This is a genomic window from Lentzea sp. CA-135723, assembly GCF_050936595.1.
In the GTDB taxonomy this organism is placed as follows: Bacteria; Actinomycetota; Actinomycetes; order Mycobacteriales; family Pseudonocardiaceae; genus Lentzea.
The window spans coordinates 2,613,078-2,632,630 of the sequence record NZ_JBNJMK010000001.1; the positions used below are offsets into that span (position 1 = coordinate 2,613,078).

The 19,553-nt window shown below is 70.6% G+C and carries 16 protein-coding genes; 10 read left to right on the forward strand and 6 right to left on the reverse strand.

Annotated features, from left to right (window positions below; translation table 11 throughout):
* Positions 1-8: 8 nt before the first annotated feature.
* The 3 genes from ispG to ispH are packed head-to-tail and all read right to left on the reverse strand — an operon-like array spanning position 9 to position 3,911.
* Complete coding sequence (ispG, locus tag ACQEU1_RS10920; RefSeq protein ID WP_433198954.1) at positions 9-1,148, reverse strand: flavodoxin-dependent (E)-4-hydroxy-3-methylbut-2-enyl-diphosphate synthase; 1,140 nt, start codon at positions 1,146-1,148, stop codon at positions 9-11.
* On the reverse strand, positions 1,145-2,935 hold the full coding sequence (locus ACQEU1_RS10925) for a 1-deoxy-D-xylulose-5-phosphate synthase (protein WP_433198956.1): 1,791 nt from the start codon (positions 2,933-2,935) through the stop codon (positions 1,145-1,147). Before ACQEU1_RS10925 ends, ispG begins: the two co-directional genes overlap by 4 nt.
* 25 nt (positions 2,936-2,960) lie before the next feature.
* On the reverse strand, positions 2,961-3,911 hold the full coding sequence (ispH, locus tag ACQEU1_RS10930; RefSeq protein ID WP_433198958.1) for a 4-hydroxy-3-methylbut-2-enyl diphosphate reductase: 951 nt from the start codon (positions 3,909-3,911) through the stop codon (positions 2,961-2,963).
* A gap of 356 nt (positions 3,912-4,267) precedes the next feature.
* On the opposite strand from ispH, the gene ACQEU1_RS10935 reads away from it, so the two are divergent.
* Together ACQEU1_RS10935 and ACQEU1_RS10940 are read left to right on the forward strand one after the other, a co-directional pair.
* On the forward strand, positions 4,268-5,170 hold the full coding sequence (locus tag ACQEU1_RS10935; protein WP_433198960.1) for an SAM-dependent methyltransferase: 903 nt from the start codon (positions 4,268-4,270) through the stop codon (positions 5,168-5,170).
* A gap of 37 nt (positions 5,171-5,207) precedes the next feature.
* Positions 5,208-6,038 carry a methyltransferase domain-containing protein gene (locus ACQEU1_RS10940; protein ID WP_433198962.1) on the forward strand — a complete coding sequence of 277 codons (831 nt, stop codon included), beginning with the start codon at positions 5,208-5,210 and terminating at the stop codon, positions 6,036-6,038.
* Positions 6,039-6,112: 74 nt separating this feature from the next.
* On the opposite strand, the gene ACQEU1_RS10945 is transcribed toward ACQEU1_RS10940, so the two are convergent.
* On the reverse strand, positions 6,113-7,333 hold the full coding sequence (locus tag ACQEU1_RS10945) for a cytochrome P450 (protein WP_433198964.1): 1,221 nt from the start codon (positions 7,331-7,333) through the stop codon (positions 6,113-6,115).
* A 329-nt stretch (positions 7,334-7,662) separates the two neighbouring features.
* Between ACQEU1_RS10945 and ACQEU1_RS10950 the strand changes: the two genes are divergently transcribed.
* Genes ACQEU1_RS10950 through ACQEU1_RS10985 form a run of 8 tightly spaced genes read left to right on the forward strand, consistent with a single transcriptional unit; the run spans position 7,663 to position 16,532 of the window.
* A complete protein-coding gene (locus ACQEU1_RS10950; RefSeq protein WP_433198966.1) occupies positions 7,663-8,691 on the forward strand; it encodes a polyprenyl synthetase family protein in 1,029 nt (342 codons plus the stop codon).
* A gap of 16 nt (positions 8,692-8,707) precedes the next feature.
* Positions 8,708-9,877, forward strand: a complete 1,170-nt coding sequence (locus tag ACQEU1_RS10955; protein ID WP_433198968.1) for a cytochrome P450 — start codon at positions 8,708-8,710, stop codon at positions 9,875-9,877.
* A 10-nt stretch (positions 9,878-9,887) separates the two neighbouring features.
* Positions 9,888-10,784 (forward strand): UbiA family prenyltransferase, encoded by an 897-nt coding sequence (locus ACQEU1_RS10960; protein WP_433198970.1) that lies wholly within the window; start codon positions 9,888-9,890, stop codon positions 10,782-10,784.
* Positions 10,781-11,605 carry an arylamine N-acetyltransferase family protein gene (locus tag ACQEU1_RS10965; RefSeq protein ID WP_433198972.1) on the forward strand — a complete coding sequence of 275 codons (825 nt, stop codon included), beginning with the start codon at positions 10,781-10,783 and terminating at the stop codon, positions 11,603-11,605. Before ACQEU1_RS10960 ends, ACQEU1_RS10965 begins: the two co-directional genes overlap by 4 nt.
* Positions 11,602-13,626 (forward strand): aminodeoxychorismate synthase component I, encoded by a 2,025-nt coding sequence (gene pabB / locus ACQEU1_RS10970; protein WP_433198974.1) that lies wholly within the window; start codon positions 11,602-11,604, stop codon positions 13,624-13,626. The genes ACQEU1_RS10965 and pabB overlap by 4 nt, the downstream gene beginning before the upstream one ends.
* Positions 13,623-14,453 (forward strand): aminotransferase class IV, encoded by an 831-nt coding sequence (locus ACQEU1_RS10975; RefSeq protein ID WP_433198976.1) that lies wholly within the window; start codon positions 13,623-13,625, stop codon positions 14,451-14,453. The genes pabB and ACQEU1_RS10975 overlap by 4 nt, the downstream gene beginning before the upstream one ends.
* A gap of 15 nt (positions 14,454-14,468) precedes the next feature.
* Positions 14,469-15,374 carry an AurF N-oxygenase family protein gene (locus tag ACQEU1_RS10980; protein ID WP_433198978.1) on the forward strand — a complete coding sequence of 302 codons (906 nt, stop codon included), beginning with the start codon at positions 14,469-14,471 and terminating at the stop codon, positions 15,372-15,374.
* 6 nt (positions 15,375-15,380) lie between these two features.
* Positions 15,381-16,532 carry a 3-deoxy-7-phosphoheptulonate synthase class II gene (locus ACQEU1_RS10985; RefSeq protein WP_433198980.1) on the forward strand — a complete coding sequence of 384 codons (1,152 nt, stop codon included), beginning with the start codon at positions 15,381-15,383 and terminating at the stop codon, positions 16,530-16,532.
* Positions 16,533-16,567: 35 nt separating this feature from the next.
* On the opposite strand, the gene ACQEU1_RS10990 is transcribed toward ACQEU1_RS10985, so the two are convergent.
* Together ACQEU1_RS10990 and ACQEU1_RS10995 are read right to left on the reverse strand one after the other, a co-directional pair.
* Positions 16,568-18,217, reverse strand: coding sequence for a carbamoyltransferase N-terminal domain-containing protein (locus ACQEU1_RS10990; RefSeq protein ID WP_433198982.1), 1,650 nt, complete (start codon positions 18,215-18,217; stop codon positions 16,568-16,570).
* 38 nt (positions 18,218-18,255) lie between these two features.
* Positions 18,256-19,488 (reverse strand): cytochrome P450 family protein, encoded by a 1,233-nt coding sequence (locus ACQEU1_RS10995; RefSeq protein ID WP_433198984.1) that lies wholly within the window; start codon positions 19,486-19,488, stop codon positions 18,256-18,258.
* Positions 19,489-19,553: the final 65 nt, after the last annotated feature.

Sequence of the window (19,553 nt, forward strand, 5' to 3'; positions counted from 1 at the left end):
CGCGGTGCTCAGGTGGCCGCCTCGACGTCGACGCCCATCTCCTCGGCGATCCTGGCGGCCTCGGTCAGCAGGGTCTCCACGATCTGCGACTCCGGGACCGTGCGGATCACCTGGCCCTTCACGAAGATCTGCCCCTTGCCGTTGCCGGCGGCGACCCCGAGGTCGGCCTCCCGCGCCTCGCCGGGTCCGTTCACCACGCATCCCATCACCGCCACCCGCAACGGCACTGGGAACCCTTCGAGGGCCGCGGTGACCTGCTCGGCCAGCGTGTGCACGTCCACCTGGGCGCGGCCGCACGACGGGCACGACACGATGTCGAGCCCGCGCGGCCGCAGCCCCAGCGACTCCAGGATCTGGTTGCCCACCTTGACCTCTTCGACGGGCGGGGCGGACAGCGAGACGCGGATGGTGTCGCCGATGCCCTCCGCGAGCAGCGCGCCGAACGCGACCGACGACTTGATGGTGCCCTGGAACCGCGGTCCCGCCTCGGTGACGCCGAGGTGCAGCGGGTAGTCGCAGCGGGCGGCGAGCCGGCGGTACGCCTCGATCATCACGACCGGGTCGTTGTGCTTCACCGAGATCTTCAGGTCGGTGTAGCCGTGCTCCTCGAACAGCGAGCACTCCCACAAAGCCGACTCCACCAGCGCTTCCGGCGTCACGCCGCCGTGCTTGGCGAGCAGCCGCTTGTCCAGCGACCCCGCGTTCACGCCGATCCGGATCGGCACGCCCGCGTCCCCCGCGGCACGGGCGATCGCGCCGACCTGGTCGTCGAACTGCCGGATGTTGCCGGGGTTCACCCGCACCGCCGCGCACCCGGCGTCGATCGCGGCGAACACGTACTTGGGCTGGAAGTGGATGTCGGCGATCACCGGGATGCCGGACTTGCGGGCGATCGCGGGCAACGCGGCCGCGTCGTCGGCGGAGGGCACCGCCACCCGCACGATTTCGCAGCCCGCCGCGGTGAGCTCGGCGATCTGCTGCAACGTCGCGTCGACGTCGGCGGTCGGCGTGGTGGTCATCGACTGCACCGACACCGGCGCGTCCCCGCCGACCGCCACCGGGCCGACCATGATCTTCCGCGAGGTCCGGCGGGTGGCCACCGAGAGCTCTTCCTTGCGCGGCACCGGCATCCCCAGGGCGACGGTCATAGCTCCACTCCTGAACCGACGGGCTCGCGCGCGTCCAGATCGGTGATCAGTCCTGTCACGGCCTCGGTGATGTCCCGCGCGGTCAGTCCGCACGCGGCGAGCACCTCGGCCCGCGACCCGTGCTGCAGGAACCGGCGCGGGATGCCGAACTCGCGCAACGGCGTGCGCACGTCGTTGTCCCGCAACGCCTGCGCGATCGCGGACCCGACGCCGCCCACCCTGCTGTTGTCCTCGACGGTGATCGCGAGCCGGTGGCGGCGGGCGATGTCGGCCAGCGCGGGGTTGACCGGGTTGACCCAGCGCGGGTCCACCACCGTCACCCCGATCCCCCGTGCCACCAGGTCCTCGGCGGCCAGCAGCGCGAGCCCGGCGAGCGCGCCGACCGAGACGATCAGGACGTCCGACGGCCCGGTGCGGCGCAGCACGTCCAGTCCGTTGAACACGGCCACGGCGGGCACGTCGTCGCCGGCGGATCCCTTGGGGAAGCGCAGCAGGGTCGGGCCTTCCTGCCAGGCCACGGCTTCGGCCAGCAGCTCGCCGAGCCGGGTGCCGTCGCGCGGCGCGGCGATCCGCAGGCCCGGCACGACCTGGAGCACCGACAGGTCCCACATGCCGTTGTGGCTCGGCCCGTCGTCGCCGGTCACGCCGGAGCGGTCGAGCACGAACGTCACCGGGCGCCGGTGCAGCGCGACGTCCATCAGCAGCTGGTCCAGCGCGCGGTTCACGAACGTCGAGTAGATGGCGACCACCGGGTGCACGCCGCCCATCGACAGGCCTGCGGCCATCGTGACCGCGTGCTGCTCGGCGATGCCCACGTCGATCACCCGGCCGGGATGCCTGCGCTGCAACGGGAGCAGGCCCGTCGGCTCGGTCATCGCGGCCGTGATCGCCACGATGTCGGCGCGTGCCTCCGCCAGTTCCACGAGCTTCTCGCCGAACACCGCCGTGAACGACCGGCCGGACGACCCGAGCGGCAGCCCCGTCACCGGGTCCATCGGCTTGACCGCGTGCCCGAGGTCCAGCTCGTTGCTCTCGGTGTGCGGATATCCCCTGCCCTTGGCGGTGATCACGTGCACGACCACCGGTCCCTCCAGCGCCACGGCCTGGCGCAGGGCGTCCTGGACGGCGGTGATGTCGTGCCCGTCGACCGGGCCGAGGTAGAGCAGGCCGAGCTGTTCGAACAGGGTCGCCCCGTGGCCTGAGCGCAGGTCGGCGAGGTGCTCGGCGAGGCCGCCGACCGTGGGCGCGTAGGAGCGCCCGTTGTCGTTGAGCACGATGACGAGCGGCCGGTCGGGCCCGCCCGCGATGTTGTTGAGCGCCTCCCAGGCCATGCCGCCGGTCATCGCGCCGTCACCGATGATCGCGACGGTCGCCCGGTCACGCCGTCCCAGGTGCGCGTCCGCACGGGCCAGACCGTCCGCATAGGACAGTGCGGTGGACGCGTGGGAGTTCTCCACCAGGTCGTGCTCGGACTCGTCCCTGCTCGGGTAGCCAGAGACACCACCGGTCTTGCGCAGCCGGTCGAACCCGGCCTGCCGCCCGGTGAGGATCTTGTGCACGTACGACTGGTGCCCGGTGTCCCACAACAGCCGGTCGCGCGGGGACTCGAAGACCGTGTGCAGCGCGATGGTCAGCTCGACCACGCCGAGGTTGGGGCCGAGGTGTCCTCCGCTCGCGGAGACCCGGTCGATCAGGAACGCGCGGATCTCCCCCGCGAGGTCGCGCAGTTGCGCCGCGGTCAGCTCCCGCAGCCGGGCCGGGTCGCGCACGGTGTCCAGCAGCGCCATGTCGAACAGAGCTCCTCACGGTCGGTCAGCGCGCGTCCGGCACGCCGGTGAGTCGTGCGGGCGGGGTGAACACGACGTCCTCGGTCGCCACCCGGTGCACGGCCACGTCCCCGTAGCCGAGTGAGGCGAGCTTCGCGACCACCTCGTCGACGAGGACCTCCGGCGCGCTCGCCCCGGCGCTCACGCCGACCGTGCGCACGCCGTCGAGCCACGCCGTGTCGAAGTGCGTCACGTCCGGCACGAGCTCGGCGCGCCCGCCCTGCCTGCGCGCCACCTCGACCATCCGGATCGAGTTGCTGGAGTTGGTGGATCCCACCACCAGCACCAGGTCGCAGTCGTGCACGATCGCCCTGATCGCGTCCTGCCGGTTCTGGCTCGCGTAGCAGATGTCGTCGGTCCCGGGTCCGCGCAGATCGGTGAACCTGCGCTCCAGCACGGCGATGATGTCCCTGGTGTCGTCGACCGAGAGCGTGGTCTGCGTCAGCAACGCGACCGGCGCGTCGGCAGGCAGGTCCAGCGCCTCCGCGTCGGCGACCGTCTCGACGATGATCGTCTGGTCGGGGGCGTGCCCGAAGGTGCCCTCGACCTCCTCGTGGTCCGCGTGGCCGACGAGCAGCAACGTCCGCCCGTCGCGGGCGAACCGGCGGGCCTCCTGGTGCACCTTGGCCACCAGCGGGCAGGTCGCGTCGAGCACGTCCAGGCCGCGGGCCGCCGCGTTCTCCCGCACCTGCGGGGAAACGCCGTGCGCGGAGAACACGCACACCGCGCCCTCCGGCACTTCTTCCTCGGAGTCGACGAACACCACGCCGCGTTGGCGGAACTCGTTCACGACGTAGTGGTTGTGCACGATCTCCTTGCGGACGTAGATCGGCGCGCCGTGCCGTTCCAGCGCGAGGTCGATGATGGCGATCGCCCTGCGCACGCCGGCGCACAGACTCCGCGGCTCGGCCAGCACGACCTGCTTGTCGCCGCTCATTTCCCACTCCCGTTCCGCGCGATGACCTCCGCGCCGGCCGGTAGAAACCGAGTCCCTCTCAGGGAAGTCCTGGCCGCCCGCGCAATGGCCGGAGTAGTACACGGCCTCGGCGTCGCACAGCAGCCACCAATCCGGAGAATAGTGCAGACGGAGCTATTCGCCGGGACCGTTGGGGTTTTTCCCAAAGTCGAACGAGCGTCCTCCCCGTCGTTGACACGGCGCTGTGTGCCGCTCCAGGATGGAATCCGATGGCCGCCAGCTGATTTCGGGGCGACTCAGGATTCCGGATCGTGAGGCGGCGCCGAATTTCGAACGAGTCGCTGCTTGCGAGAAATCCGAGCCCTGGAGAAGTGACCGTGTCAAATCTTGCAAGTTCACCGCTGGCAGCGCTCGACCCGCAGGACGAGGTCCGGGTCGTCGGCCAGTATTACGACGACAAGACCGCCAAACTCGTTCGCAAATACGGGCCCGGTCCGCGGATCCACTACCACGTGGGCTACTACCCCGGCTCCGAGACGCCGGTCTACCCGGCGAACGCGACGGCGGACGACATCCGCGCGAGCATCCGGCTGCACCAGGAGGGCCTGCTGCGCTACGGCGCGAAGATCTGGGGCGCCGAGCACCGCCTGTCGGGCAAGGTCCTCGACGTCGGCTGCGGCCTCGGCGGCGGGTCGCTGTTCTGGGCGCAGGAGTACGGCGCCGAGGTCACGTCGGTGACGAACGCGCCGGAGCACGCGCCGATCGTCGAGGGGTTCGCGCGCGAGTGCGGCCTCGACGGCAAGGTCAAGGCGCTGATCTGCGACGCGAACAAGCTGACCGTGGACGACGGCCCGTACGACGCGGCGGTCGCGATCGAGAGCAGCGGGTACTTCGACCGCCCGAAGTGGTTCGAGCGCCTTTCGCACGTGCTCAGGCCCGGCGCGAGTGTGTGTGTCGAGGAAGTCTTCACGACACGGCCGCACGGTGCTGACGTGTGGGCCGAGTACTTCTACTGCAAGCCGGTCACCGTGGGCGACTACGAGAAGGCCGCCAACGCCGCCGGGTTCGAGCTGGTCGACGACGTGGACGCGACGGCGGAGACCGCGCCGTTCTGGGACGAGAGCGCGGCCTGGACGCAGGCGGGGCTGGACGACGACCACACCCTGTCCGCGGTCGAGCGCAGGCAGATGCGGATCTCCCTGCTCGCGAACCGGGCGCTGGGCGCCGAGTGGAAGGCGGGCGGCCTGAAGCTGGGTTTCCTGCGCTTCGAGAAGAAATGACCTCGTGCCACCCATCACGAACGATGCGGAGTTCCACATGACGCTCGGCCAGTCCCCCGCTCCCAGCGACGTCGCGGACGTCTACGACGGGATCGGTCAGATCTACGGTGCGGCCTGGGGTCCCAACTACCACTACGGCTACTGGGACGACGACAACGACCACGCCTCGATCGAGTCGGCCACCGACCGCCTCACGGACATGATGATCGAGGGCCTGCGCGGGCAGGCCGGCCAGCGCGTGCTCGACGTCGGCTGCGGCATCGGGCATCCGGCGTTGCGGCTGGTGCAGAAGTCGGGCGTGGACGTCGTGGGCATCTCGGTCAGCCACGTCCAGGTGGCGCAGGCCAACGAGCTCGCGGCCGGTGCCGGGCTCGCGGACAAGGCGACGTTCCAGTTCACCGACGCGATGGACATGCCGTTCGCGGACGGCTCGTTCGACTCGGCCTGGGCGTTCGAGTCGATGTGGCACATGCCCGACCGCGCCCAGGTGCTGTCGGAGATCTCCCGGGTCGTGCGCTCCGGCGGCCGGCTCGCGATCGCCGACGTCATCGAACGCGGCCCGGTCAGCCCCGAGGGCCGCAAGGTTCTCGACCACGTCTGCGCGAACTACGCGGTGAAGTCGCTCGGCACGATCGAGGAGTACCGCGAGGCGCTGGCCGCCAACGGGTTCGTCGACGTGGACATCCGCGACGTCACGGCCAACTGCAACCGCACCCTCGCGGTGATGGCCGACGCCGTGGAGACCCGCCGGGACGAGCTGAACGCGCTGGTCGGCGAGGAGCAGGCCCAGTCGCTGCTCGACTTCATGCGCCTGTCCGCGGTCACGCCGGAGCAGGGTTACGTGTTCCTGACGGCGACCCGCGCCTGACGCACACGCGAAAAGGAGCCCCGGCCGATTCGGCCGGGGCTCCTTTCGTGTTCGTCAATGCCGAACCGCGTTCGTCAATGTCGAACGCGCAGCTCGGCGAGCGCCCTCAGCGGGAACACCGGGCGGTGCTTCGGCGCCTGGCCCGGCACCAGTGAGAGGCCGGGCATCCGGGCGGCGACGGCCTGCACCGCGACCTCCAGCTCGGCGCGGGCGAACCCGGCGCCGAGGCAGAAGTGGATGCCGTGGCCGAACGCGAGGTGCGAGGAGGACTTCGTGTTCGGGGCGAACGCGGCGGGGCACGCGTGCGCGCGGCTGTCGCGTCCGGCCGCGCCGTAGAGCAGCAGCAACCGGCTGCCCTCCGCCAGGTGCACGTCACCGACGACGACGTCGCGCGTCGCCGTCCGGTACATGCCGGCGAGCGGGCTGTCGAACCGCAGCCCCTCCTCGACGAGCTCTCGCGTGGAGACCGTGCCGTCGACGACGGACTGCCAGCCGTCCGGTGCCAGCAGCTGCTGGTAGAAGATCGTGCCCAACGCCTCGGCGCAGGTCATGTGGCCCGCGAAGATCAGCGTCGGGATCTGCACGGCGACCTCGGCGGCGGTGAGCGTGTTGCCCGCCTTGCCGTCGTGCAGCAGCTCGCTGATCAGGTCGTCGCGCGGGTCGGCCAGCCGGTCCTGCGCGATCGCGCGGGCGAACGCGCCGAACTCCATCAGCCCCTGGGCGTGCTCGCGCAGCAGGTCCGGATCGGTGTCCTGCTGCAGCATCATCAGCTCGATGCGCTGCTCGGACCACAGCCGGCACCGCTCGTAGTACTCCTCGGGGATGCCGAGCCGACGGCACATCACCTCCAGGGCGTACGGGACGGCGAACGACGCGATGAAGTCGAACTCGTCGTCCTTCGCGGCCCGTTCGGCCAGGTCGGCGGCGATCTCCCGCATGGTCGGCTCGAAGGCCCTGACCCGCGCCGGGGTGAACCCGGTGTTCAGCACCTCGCGGATGCGGGTGTGCTCTGGCGGGTCGAGCGAGCCGACCGCGACCGCGCCGGCGCCGCGCCAGGTCTTGAACATCTTCGCCACGTCGTCGGGCAGCGCGACCTTGGGACGGGGGTTGTGGTCGCGCGCGGAGAACCCGCCGTCGTCCTTGAGCACGGCGAGCATGTCCTCGCGCCGGGTGACGCACCACGCGTCGAGCAAAGGGGCGTAGAACACCGGCTCGTCGTCCCCGATGCCGGCCAGGAATGAGTACGGGTCGTCGCGGTGTTCGCCGTACGGGTCGAACGGCCTGCCTTCACGCAATTTCCCAGAATCGGCTGATACAGCCATTTAGCCTCTCCAGCTCTCGGTGCACCATTCCCCGGCGCTGACCAGCACCGCCCGGTGCCACCCAGCAGCCACCAATCCACAGATTAGTGCCATCCGGGTGACCTGCCGCGCGGATTGGGGTTTTTCCCAAACCCGCAGGTGTCACCCGAGGCGTCGTTGACACGAACGCGAGGGGTCCCGCAGGATGCAGATCGGAACTCCTGCCCGAATTCCCGAGCCCCGCTCAGGATTTGATTGCGCGCAGCCGGGAGCTGCCCGCGCATTTCGGTTTCAATTCACGAACACCAGTGCGGAGAATCCCGATGAGCACACTCGACACGTCGGAGACCGGGCTCGCGCCGCCGCGGACCGTGCGGTCCGAGGTGCTGCCCGTCGTGCGGCAGCAGGTGTCCGCGCTGGAACCGGCCCTGGCCCGGATCTGCTCGTACCACCTCGGTCTCGCCGACGAACGCGGTGAGCCGATCAGCGCGCCGAGCGGCAAGATGACCCGCGCCGCGTTGATGATGGTGACAGCAGAGGGTCTCGGCCTGCGCGCGGAGGACGTGCTGCTCCCCGCGGCCGCCCTGGAGTTGCTGCACAACTCCACGCTGATCCACGACGACATCATCGACGCCGACGACCTGCGGCGGGGCCGCCCGGCCGCGTGGAAGGTGTTCGGCGCCGGTCTCGCGATCCTCGCCGGGGACGCGGCGCAGAACCTCAGCCTGCAGATCGTCGTCACCGACCCCGGTCCCGGCCGCGCGGAGATCGCCGAGGCGTTCGCCGACGCGACCCGGCTGGTGCTGTCCGGGCAGTCCCGCGAGCTGACCGTGCGGCTGGGCCCGGACACCGGGCTCGCCGAGTACGAGCGGATCGTCGAGGAGAAGACGTCCGCGCTGCTGGAATGCGCACTCGTCACCCCGGCATTGCGTGCGGGGAAAGCGGACCGCGTCGTCGCGGCGTTGCGCGGCGCGGGCAGGCACCTCGGCCTCGCCTTCCAGATCTCCAACGACGTCGAGGACATCTGGGGCGACCCGGAGGTGACCGGCAAGCCCGTCCGCGGTGACGTCGAACGCCGCAACCCGACCTTCCCGGTGCTCGCGGCGATGGCCACCGAGAGCCCGGTGAGCGCACGGCTGCGCGAGCTGTGGGACTCCGGCGGAACGTCACCGGCACAGCTGCAGGAGATGGCGGACCTGACCGAGGAGACGGGTGGCAGGGACACGGCCGACAAGCTCTCCAGCGGCCACCTCGACTCCGCCCTGGAGCACCTCGGCAGGGCCGGGCTGACGCCTGCCGCGACCGCCGAGCTGACCGCCCTGTTCCACCGCATCGTCCGTCGCACGGCATGACCCCCGGAGGTCGTCAGTGAGTACCCCGGTTCAACTGCCTCTCGAGCAGGAGAACGTGCTGGAGCTCGCGCCCGGTGTGCGCGCGCTCCAGTCCCAGGGTTCGGTCCACCGGGTCCGCACGCCCCAGGGCGGTGAGGGGTGGCTCGTCACCGGGCACGCCGACGTGCGGCGGTTGCTGGACGACGGCGAACGGCTCAGCCGCACCAACCCCGACCCGGCCGCGACCGACGCCGGGGCGGCGTTGCTCGCCAGTCTGCTCGGCGGGTTCGCCACGGACCACGCCCGGATGCGCGCGTTGCTGGAGCCGCACTTCTCCGCCGAGCGGATGGCAGAACTCCGCCCGTACGTGGAGAAGCAGGCAGGCCGTCTGCTGGACTCCCTTGCCGCGCAACGACCTCCGGTCGACCTGCGCGAGGCGGTGGCGCTGTCGTTGCCGATCCAGGTGATGTGCGAGTGGCTCGGCGTGCCACCGGAGGACAAGGACCGCTTCGGCGCGTGGACGCAGGACGCCGCGAACGTCGGTGACCCGGTCAAGTCCAAGCAGGGCCTCGGCGGACTGTTCGGCTACTGCAGGCAGCTCGTCGCCGACAAGCGCCGCAACCCCGGCGACGACGCCATCTCACGGCTGTGCGCGGCGGACGGGATCACCGACGACGAGGTGCTCGGGCTGACGGCGTTGCTGCTGTTCGGCGGCTACGAGACCACGGTCGCGCGGATCGGCACGTGCGTGCTGCTGTTGCTGTCCGAACCCGGTCAGTGGCAGGCGCTGGTGGACGACCCGGACCTCGTTCCCGGTGCGGTGGAAGAGACTTTGCGGCGGTCGATGCCGAACCCGCACAACGGCGGCATGCCCCGGTGGGCGGCGAAGGACTTCGAGATCGACGGGGTCGTCGTGCGGGCCGGGGACTTCGTGATGCTGAACGTCATCGCGGCCAACCACGACGAGTCGGTGTTCGCCGGCGCGGGCCGGGTCGACGTCACGCGCGACACCGCCGCCAGCCTCGCGTTCGGGTACGGGGCACACGCCTGCGTGGGCGCGGCACTGGCGCGGATGCAGCTGCAGGTGGTCATCGCCCAGCTCGTCGCGCGGTTCCCGACTTTGCGCCTGGCCGTCGGTGTGGACGAGCTGAGGTTGCGGCACGAGACGTTGATCGGCGGTCTGTTCGAACTCCCGGTGACCTGGTGATGGGGAACTGATGCTGCACAAGATATCCGCGGGCGTCGTCACGAAGAGCCCGGACGCGATCCGCTCGTACCTGCTGCTGATGCGGCTGGACCGGCCGACCGGGTACGTGCTCTACCTGCTGCCCGGACTGTGGGCCGTCGTCTTCGCCTTCCAGGACCTGTCGGACCTCGTCGCGGTGGCGGCGGTCGCGGTCGCCGCCGTGCTGATCCGCGGTTTCGCCTGCGCCAGCAACGACGTGACCGACGTGGAGATCGACCGCCGCGTCGCCCGCACGGTCGGCCGGCCCGTCGCGGCGGGAACGATCAGCGTCCGCAACGGGGTCCTCTGGGCCGCCGCGCAGGCCGGTGCCGCGTTGCTGGTGCTGGCGGTGGCGAACTGGCAGACGGTGCTGGTCGCGCTGGCCACCTACCCGTTGATCGTCGCCTACCCGTTCATGAAGCGCTTCTTCGTCTGGCCCTCGGCGTTCCTCGGGCTGGTGATGAGCACCTACGTGTTCGTCGGCTGGACGGCGGCGACCGGCAACGCCGACTACCCGCCGCAGGTCTACGGCCTGTACGCGGCCGGCACGTTCTGGACGATGATCCACGACGCGATCTACTCCCACCAGGACAAGGAGTACGACCGAAAGATCGGGGTCAAGTCGTCGGCACTGCTGTTCGGCGGCTCCACCAAGGTGTGGCTCGCGTTCTTCGGCCTGCTCAGCCTCGCGGGCGTGGTCTGGGCGGCGTCGCTGACCACGATCGGCTGGGCGTTCTACGTGGTGGTCGTGCTCGCCGCGGCCTACCTGGGCCACCTGATCAAGAAGGTGGACCTGGACGACCCGAAGGCGTGCTGGGACACGTTCTGCGCCAACACGAACTACGGCTGGCTCGTGCTCGCCGCCCTGATCGCCGGGCAGCTCACGTGACGGGGCTGTGGCAGGGCGACGGCGTCGACCTGGACGCGTACCTCGCGCGCATCGGGTTCGAGGGTGACGTGGCGGCGGACCTCACGACGTTGCGGCGCCTGCACACCGCGCACGTGGACGCGATCCCGTTCGACAACCTCGACGCGCTGCTCGGGCGTGGTGAGGTGCCGCTCGACATCGCCCGCGTCCAGGAGAAGATCGTGCGGCAGGGCCGCGGCGGCTGGTGCCTGGAGCAGGTCGTGCTGATGGCGGCCGTGCTGGACCGCATCGGGTTCACGTTCACCGCGTTCGCCGGACGGACGCGGATCCGCACCGGCAACCCGTTCGGACCGGCGCTGCACGTGGCGCTGGCCGTCGAACTCGAGGGCGAGACCTGGCTGCACGACGTGAGCTTCGGCGCGCACGGGCTGCACGAGCCGATCCTGCTCGCGGCAGGAGCACGGCTGGACGGCGACTTCTCGTTCGAGGTGGCGCGGGAGTACTCCGGCGAGTACGTGCTGCGGTTCCTGCGCCCTGAGGGCCCCGTGGACCTCTACGGCTTCACCACGGACGCGCGGTACCCGTCGGACTTCGAGCTGTTGAACCACTTCTGCCTCACGCACCCGCGGTCGCCGTTCAACCACCGGATGGTCCTGCAGCGCACCCAGGCGAAGGTCCGGCACCTGCTCGCCGGCACCACGCTGCTGGAGATCCGGGCGGGCGAGACGTCGTCGCGCGAGCTCGACGAGGCCGAGGCGCTGGCCGTCACCGAGGAGATCTTCGGCATCGCGCTGGCGCCCGACGACGTCCGGACACTCCGCAAGACCCTGGCCGGCCCATGACGCGAACCCTGCTGATCGACAACTACGACTCCTACACCTTCAACCTGTTCCAGCTGATCGCCGAGATCAACGGCCGCGAGCCGACGGTCGTGGTCAACGACGACCCGGCGTTGCTCGACCTGCGGCTGGAGGACTTCGACAACGTCGTCGTGTCCCCCGGCCCTGGCCGCCCGCAGAACTCCCGCGACATCGGCCTGGTCGGGGACCTGCTGCGGCGCACCACGTTGCCGGTGCTCGGCGTGTGCCTCGGGCACCAGATCATCGGGCACCTGGCGGGCGCCTCGGTGGGCGCCGCGCCCGAACCGCGGCACGGGCACCTCGCCAAGGTCTCGCACGAGGGCGACCCGCTGTTCGCGGGCGTGCCGAGGGAGTTCGTGGCGGTGCGGTACCACTCGCTCAGCGTGCAGGAACCGCTGCCCGCCGAGCTCGTCCCGATCGCGTGGGCGGACGACGGCGTGCTGATGGCGTTGCGGCACCGGGACCGGCCGCAGTGGGGCGTGCAGTTCCACCCCGAGTCGGTCGCGTCCGGGTACGGCAGGGAGATCCTGCGCAACTTCGCCGACCTGACCCGGCAGACCCAGGCCTCCGAGCTGGGCCTGGTCAGCGCCGTGGTGCCGGGCGCCGACGCCGAGTCGATCTTCCTGTCGCTGTTCGGCGACAGCGAGCACTGCTTCTGGCTCGACAGCAGCCGCGTCGAGCGCGGGCTGTCGCGGTTCTCGTTCCTGGGCGACACCTCCGGGCCGCTCAGCGAGGTCGTGACCTACCGCACCGGCAGCGGGGCCGTGCAGGTGCGGGACGCGCACGGCGTGCGTGACGTGCCCGGCAACGTGTTCGACTTCCTCGAACAACGGCTGCGCGAGCGGCGGATCCCCGAGACCTCGCTGCCGTTCGACCTGACCGGCGGCTACGTCGGGTACTTCGGGTACGAGCTGCGGGCGGAGTGCGGCGCCCCGGTCCGCCACCGGGCCGAGACCCCGGACGCCGCCTGGATGTTCGCGGACCGGATCGTCGCGGTCGACCACCAGGAGGGCCTCACCTACCTGGTCGCCGTGCACTCCGCCGCGACCAGGGACGACGCGCAGGCGTGGGTGGACCGCACCGCGACCGTCCTCAGTGGACTACGTCCGGCTGTGGTGCCGGTCGCCGAGCCGGCTCCTCCGGCCGACGCCGAGGAGTTCCTGGTGCGCGGCCAGGACCAGTACCTGGCGGACATCGAGGAGTGCCAGCGGCAGCTGCGGCTGGGCGAGAGCTACGAGATCTGCCTGACGAACAAGCTGCACCTGCCGTTCCGCGACGACGACACAGAGTTCTACCTGCGGCTGCGCCGGTCGAACCCGGCACCGTACGCCGCGTTGCTGCGCCTGGGCGACGTGTCGGTGTTCTGCTCGTCGCCGGAACGCTTCCTGCGCATCGAACGGGACCGCTCGGTCACCAGCAAGCCGATCAAGGGCACCGCTCCCCGCGACGCCGACCCGGTGCGGGACGCGGAGATCGCCGCCACCCTGGCGTCGAGCGCCAAGACGCAGGCCGAGAACCTGATGATCGTCGACCTGCTGCGCAACGACCTCGGCCGGGTGTGCGAGGTGGGCAGCATCGACGTCGACCCGTACCTCGCCGTGGAGAGCTACCAGACCGTGCACCAGCTGGTGTCCACTGTGCACGGACGGCTCAAGGACGACGTCAGCGCGATGGACTGCGTCCGCCAGTGCTTCCCGGGCGGGTCGATGACGGGGGCGCCGAAGCTGCGCACCATGGAGATCATCGACGGCCTGGAGACCGAGGCGCGAGGCGTGTACTCGGGCACGTTGGGGTACTTCGGGCTGTCCGGCGGCACGGACCTGAACATCGTGATCCGCACGGCGGTCCGGGTCGGCGACCGGCTGTCGATCGGGGCCGGTGGGGCGATCGTGCTCGACTCGGATGCTCAGGAGGAGTACGAGGAGATGCTGCTCAAGGCGGCGGCCTCCCTGCGGGCCTGGCGGGCGCCGGCCGTGTCGGACGCGGGCGGTCTGCCGCGATGAGCGACGGGGTGCGGACGAGCGAGCGGGTGCGGCGCTGGTGGGACGACGGGTGGTCGGACGCCGACGACTCGGGCGAGGTGCGGGTCATCGACTCGTGGCTCGTGGAGGAGGGGCGGGTGCGGGGTTTCGGCCTGCACGCGCGGCGGTTCGCGGAAGCCTGCGGCCGATTCGCGGATGTCTCGGCTCCCCTGTCCCCCGCACCCCTCCACTCCGCGCTTCCCCACTCCGCACCTCCCCACTCCGCGCCCCTCCACTCCGCGACCCGAACCGACGCCTTCTTTCGCGCGGTCGCCGAGTCCCTGCCCGAGCAAGGCCGCTGGTTCCCCCGCGTCGAACTCGTCGACACCGGTTCCCGCAAGCGATTGCGGCTGTGGCTGCGCCCCGCTCCCCCGCGCACCAGGACCGTTCGACTCTGGCACGCGGGCCCCGACCGCCGAGCCCAGCCGTCCGTCAAAGGCCCCGACCTGGACCACCTCGCCTCCCTGCGTACAGCCGCCCAAGCAGCAGGCGCCGACGAGGCACTTCTGCTGTCACCAGAAGGACACGTGCTCGAAGGCTCCACCACGAGCATCGTCTGGTGGCGCGGCGACACGCTCTGCGGCCCGCCTCTCGGGAAGGTCCTGCCCGGCGTCACCCGTGCCCTGCTCGGACCGGTGACCGAGGAGCTCGCCACCCCGGCCGACCTCGCGAACGTTCCCGTGTGGACGGTCAACGCCCTGCACGGCATCAGGCCGGTCACCGAGGGACTGGGCCGCGAACCCGACCTGGCGCGGGCGGAGCGCTGGCAGACGCGGCTGGAGGCACTCGCCTCCGCGCCGACCACGTGAAGGAGGTTCCTCCCGATGTCCGCTGACTTCGAGCGCGACCTGCTGGTCCAGCTGACCGAGCGCTGGGGCAAGCGGGTGGCCGTGAAGAAGGACGAGCTCGACCTGGACGGGCACTTCGACGCGTCGCTGCCGGACTTCCCCGCACACCTCGTGCCCGTGCTCGCGTTGCCGGGCGCGGAGAAGCTCGACCGCGACGCCAAGGAGCGCATCCTGTCCGCCGCGTGGATCGCCTACAACGCGAAGACCGCGGCCATCGAGGACGAGATCATCCTGCCCGCGTGCCGGTTGATGCTCCAGGAGCGGATTCCGGTGCGCCGGGACGACGTCGCGGTGGACGCGCTGCACCAGACGATCATCGACGAGCACTACCACATCCTCATGTGCCACAACGCCGTCGGTGTCACGCGGCGCCGCAGGGACATGGCGGACGTGCGGTTCGCGCCGGGTGTCTGGTCGGTGGTGCAGGGCCGGGAGGCGGCTCGCGAGGGGCTGTCCGGGTTCGACCGGGACGTCGTCGACATCGCGTTCTCGCTGGCCGCGGAGACGACGATCAGCGGGTTCCTCTCGACGCTGTCGACGGCGCAGGACATCCAGCCGATGAACCGGATCACCACGGACATGCACCGGCGCGACGAGAGCGGGCACGCGGTGGTGTTCCGCGAGCTGTGCGGGTCGCTCTACCGCAGCCTCGACGGCGGGCAGCAGGCGATGTTCCGCGAGGCGCTCGTGGACGGGCTGACGGCGTTCCGCTCGGCCGACCTCGAGCCGTGGGTGACCGTGGCGGCGCAGGGCGGCTTCGAGATCGGCGCCGACCAGCTGCGCGAGTGGGCTGCGGCACGGCCGGTGCCCAAGCGGGACACCGGCCCGTTGCAACTGCTGCTCGACGACCTGGGCATCAGCCACGACCTCGTCAAGACGTGAGGACCCATGAGCGACGGCACGGTCGAAACGGTCCCCGGCTGGCGGACGCTCGTCGCCCGCCAGCGACCACCGTGGCCGGACGAGGCCCGGCTTGGCGAGGTGGTGGCGGATCTCGCGGCCTCTCCCCCGCTCGTCACCCCCGACGAATGCGACGCGCTCACCGCCCGCCTCGCCCAGGTGGCGGAGGGCAAGGCGTTCCTGCTCCAGGGCGGTGACTGCGCCGAACGACTCGACCAGGCGTCCGCGCCGGCGATCGAACGCAAGCTCGGACTGCTGCGGAAGATGTCCGCGATCCTGCCGCTCCCGGTCGTGACCGTGGGCCGGATCGCCGGCCAGTACGCGAAGCCGCGGTCCTGGCCGACCGAGACCGTCGACGGCCGCACGCTGCCGGTGTACCGGGGCGACGCGGTGAACGGCACCGCCTTCACCGACGTCGAGCGATGGCCGGACCCCACGAGGCTAAGGCGCGTGTACGACGCGTCGAAGTACACAGTGGACGTTCTGCGCGGCGGGATGTTCGTCAGCCACGAGGGTTTGCTGCTCGACTACGAGGAAGCGCTGACCCGGCGTGACCTGCGCACCGGCAGGCGGTACGCGGGCAGCGGGCACCTGCTGTGGATCGGCGACCGCACCCGGCAGCTCGACGGCGCGCACGTCGCCTACTTCGCGTCGATCGGCAACCCGATCGCGGTGAAGCTCGGCCCGTCCGCGACGGCCGAGCACGCGCTGGCGTTGATCGACCGGCTCGACCCCGACCGCACGCCGGGCAGGCTGACGTTCGTCGTGCGGCTGGGCGCCCGCCGCGTGCGGGACCTGCTGCCGGAGCTGGTGGAGAAGGTCACCGCATCCGGCGCGGCCGTGGCCTGGGTGTGCGATCCCATGCACGGCAACACCTTCCAGGCACCGAGCCGGCACAAGACGCGGCGGTTCGAGGACGTGCTGGCCGAGGTCACCGGGTTCCTGGAGGTCCACCGGGCGCTCGGCACCCACGCGGGCGGCCTGCACGTGGAACTGACCGGCGAGGACGTGACCGAGTGCGTCGGCGCCGGGGTCGGGTTCGACGACCTGCACCGCCGGTACGAGTCCGCCTGCGATCCGCGCCTCAACGCCGGGCAGTCGCTGGAGCTCGCGTTCCTGCTCGCCGACCTGCTGCGCTGACGAACGGGCGCGAGTCACCTCGCGCCCGTCGCACCTCAGCCCTCGTTGGTGTAGAGCGTTCCTTCTGACCAGATGTACCGGGTGCCGCCCCACTTCGCCGCCGACTCGACGTCGGGGAAGAAGCCGCTGCCCTCCAGGTTCGCGCTGGTGTTGCACAGCACGGGCACCCCGCTGATCTCCGCGTAGTGCTTCAGCACGCGGACGGTCGCGGTGTCCTGAGTGGACTTGATGGTCTGCAGCCTGGCGGTGCCGTCGAGGTGCACGATCGCCGGCACGCGCTCGGCCCAGCCCGGCCGCATGCGGTGCTCGAAGATCATGAACGGGTCGGGCGTGCCGGGGTCGAACACCTCGGGTGCGCGCTCCTCCAGGCAGATCGGCGCGACCGGCCGGTACGAGGCGCGGTTCTTGATGTCGTTGAGGACGTCCTTCATCCGCGTGCTGGTCGCGGGCGCGATGATGCTGCGGTTGCCCAGCGCGCGCGGCCCCAGTTCGGCGCGTCCGGACAGCACCACGACGGGTTCGTCCTCGGTGTGCAGAAGCTCGGCCAGCTGCCGTTCGTCGCACGGCCGGGAGCTCCAGCCGTCCGGCAGGGTGCCGACGGTGATCCGCGGGCCGCTGTAGACGTCCCACTCCAGCGCCGTGTGGCCGTTGAGGAACATCTCGCAGGCCGCGGTGCCAATCGCCGCGCCGGCGTCGTTGGGGAACGGCGGGATGAAGACGTCCTGGAACACTCCGCTGGCGCGGATCGCGGTGTTCCACTTGATGTTGAGCGCGCAGCCGCCGCCCATGACCAGGTTGTGGCCGCCTCCGGGGAACCGGCTCTGCACGGCCTTGGTGAGCCGGTCGAGCAGGTTGTGCCCCAGGTAGGCCTGGTAGGTGGCGATGAGATCGGCGTTGGACAGGCCCGGCATGAGCTCGTCGCGGTTCGCGGCGACCTTGTCCCCCAGCACGCCGACGCGGTCGACGGTGATGTCGCTCAGCTCGGCCATGAGGTCGTCGAAGACCTTGAACGCGCCGGTGTCGACCGTGCCCTTGGCCGCGTAGGCCATCGCCTTGCCCGCCACGGAGAGGTGGTGGCGGATGGCCGGTTCCGACGTCATGTCCTCGTACGGCCGCAGGTACGGCTCGAACCGCGCGCAGAACGCCGCGAAGCTGCCGCCGAAGACCGGCATGAGGGCCTCGACGAACGTCACCTCGCGGGTCTCCGCGCGGACGAGGTAGAGGCGCGGCGTGATGATGCCGTCCCACACCAGGACGAACGCGTCCTCGCCTCTGGCCGCGAACGGGCTGGAGACGTACGTGCCGATGAGGTGGTTCGCGACGTGGTGGTAGCTCGCGTACTCGCCCAGGCCGTGCCCGCTGAAGGTGTGGCGCCCCAACGGACTGCCGTCGGTCTCGACGTACGGCGCGACCTTCAGCCCGATCGGCTCGCCGCCCTCGGTGACGGAGACGACCACCTGGCCGTCGGCGTCGGTCGTGTACCAGCCGTCGACCACGAACCGGTCGATGTCGGAGAGCTTCAGCCCCTCGGCGGCGAGGATCTCCGCCACCCGTTCGATGCTGCCGAGGGAACTGTACCGCTCACCGTTGTTCAGCTTCTCGATCTCGTAGCTGAAGAGAAGGCGACCGTCCTCGATGACCGCGACGCCACCGTCGTGTGATGCCTTGATTCCGCATATCCGCATTGGTCAGCCGCACCCTTTTCGGAAATGAGAGAAAGTGTCTACCGGTGAAGTCGCACCGGCAGCGATTCGAGTCCGCGAATGATCGTGCTGTTGCGCCAGCGCAGGTCGCCGGGCTCGGCGGCGAGCGTCATCGCGGGGAACGCGTCGAGCAGCGAGTCGAACGCCATCTGCACCTCGATCCGCGCGAGCGGCGCGCCGAGGCAGTGGTGGATGCCGTGGCCGAACGCGAGGTGGCCCGCGGCGGGCCTGCGGACGTCCAGCGCGTGCGGGTCGCCGAACCGCTCCGGGTCGCGGTTGGCCGACGCGATCGCGAGCAGCACGAAGTCGCCGGCCGGGATCTCGGCGTCGCCGACGGTCAGGTCCTCGGTGGCGCAGCGGAAGGTGGCGTGCTTGAGCGGGGCCTCCAGCCGCAGGAACTCCTCGACCGCGCCGGGCAGCAGCGTGCGGTCCTCCCGCAACGCCTCCCACTGGTCGCGGTGGCTCATCAGGTGCAGCGTGCCGTTGCCCAGGGCGTTGAGGGTGGTCTCGAAACCGGCGATGAACATCAGGTAGGCCGTCGAGATCAGCTCGGTCGTGGTCAGCCGGTCGTCGACGTCGTGCGCCGCCACCAGCGCCGTGAGGATGTCGTCGGTGGTGGCGTTGCGCTTGCGTTCGACGAGGTCGGCCAGGTATTCGGCGACGGCGTTGGCGGCGGCGGTGGCCTGCTCCGGGGAGTGACCGGAGACGAGCGCGCTGGACCAGTCCTTGAACGCGCCCTGCTCCTGCACCGGCACGCCCAGCAGCAGGCAGATCACCCGGATCGGCAGCGGGAACGCGAACGCGTCGAGGAAGTCGACCTCGTTCTCGTCCCTGAGCCCCTCGATCAACTCGTCGGTGACGGCCTGGATCCGCGGCCTCAACGCCTGCACGGCACGGCCGGTGAACGCCTTGCTGACGAGCTTGCGCAGCCGGGTGTGGTCCGGCGGGTCGGTGTGCATCATGTGGCTCGCGATGACCTTGGAGAACCCGCCGCGCTTGCCGCTGTCCGGTTCCTTCTGCGCGAACAGGCCGTCGATGCGGTTCAGGTCGGTGCTGAGCCGCGGGTCCGCGAACGCCGCGCGCACGGCGTCGTAACCGGTGATCACCCACACCGGCAGCCCGCCGATCAGCGGGACTCCCGGCGGCATCCGCACGCGGTGCGCCGGGCCCTCCTCGGCGAGTTTCGCGTACACCGAGTAGGGGTCCTGCACGAACGCTTCGTCGAGTTCCAGAAGAGCGGAATCGTGGTCCATCGGCACGTCCTCGGATTGCAGGAGTCCTCACCTGAATCCCTATCAAGGCCCACCGTTCGCCGCAA

Coding starts and splice junctions, on each gene's coding strand:
- ACQEU1_RS10985 (WP_433198980.1), top strand. CDS start 15,381: ATGAGCGACGGCACGGTCGAAACGGTCCCCGGCTGGCGGACGCTCGTC.
- ispH (WP_433198958.1), bottom strand. CDS start 3,911: ATGAGCGGCGACAAGCAGGTCGTGCTGGCCGAGCCGCGGAGTCTGTGC.
- ACQEU1_RS10990 (WP_433198982.1), bottom strand. CDS start 18,217: ATGCGGATATGCGGAATCAAGGCATCACACGACGGTGGCGTCGCGGTC.
- ACQEU1_RS10995 (WP_433198984.1), bottom strand. CDS start 19,488: ATGGACCACGATTCCGCTCTTCTGGAACTCGACGAAGCGTTCGTGCAG.
- ACQEU1_RS10950 (WP_433198966.1), top strand. CDS start 7,663: ATGAGCACACTCGACACGTCGGAGACCGGGCTCGCGCCGCCGCGGACC.
- ACQEU1_RS10980 (WP_433198978.1), top strand. CDS start 14,469: ATGTCCGCTGACTTCGAGCGCGACCTGCTGGTCCAGCTGACCGAGCGC.
- ACQEU1_RS10925 (WP_433198956.1), bottom strand. CDS start 2,935: ATGGCGCTGCTGGACACCGTGCGCGACCCGGCCCGGCTGCGGGAGCTG.
- ACQEU1_RS10975 (WP_433198976.1), top strand. CDS start 13,623: ATGAGCGACGGGGTGCGGACGAGCGAGCGGGTGCGGCGCTGGTGGGAC.
- pabB (WP_433198974.1), top strand. CDS start 11,602: ATGACGCGAACCCTGCTGATCGACAACTACGACTCCTACACCTTCAAC.
- ACQEU1_RS10940 (WP_433198962.1), top strand. CDS start 5,208: ATGACGCTCGGCCAGTCCCCCGCTCCCAGCGACGTCGCGGACGTCTAC.
- ispG (WP_433198954.1), bottom strand. CDS start 1,148: ATGACCGTCGCCCTGGGGATGCCGGTGCCGCGCAAGGAAGAGCTCTCG.
- ACQEU1_RS10960 (WP_433198970.1), top strand. CDS start 9,888: ATGCTGCACAAGATATCCGCGGGCGTCGTCACGAAGAGCCCGGACGCG.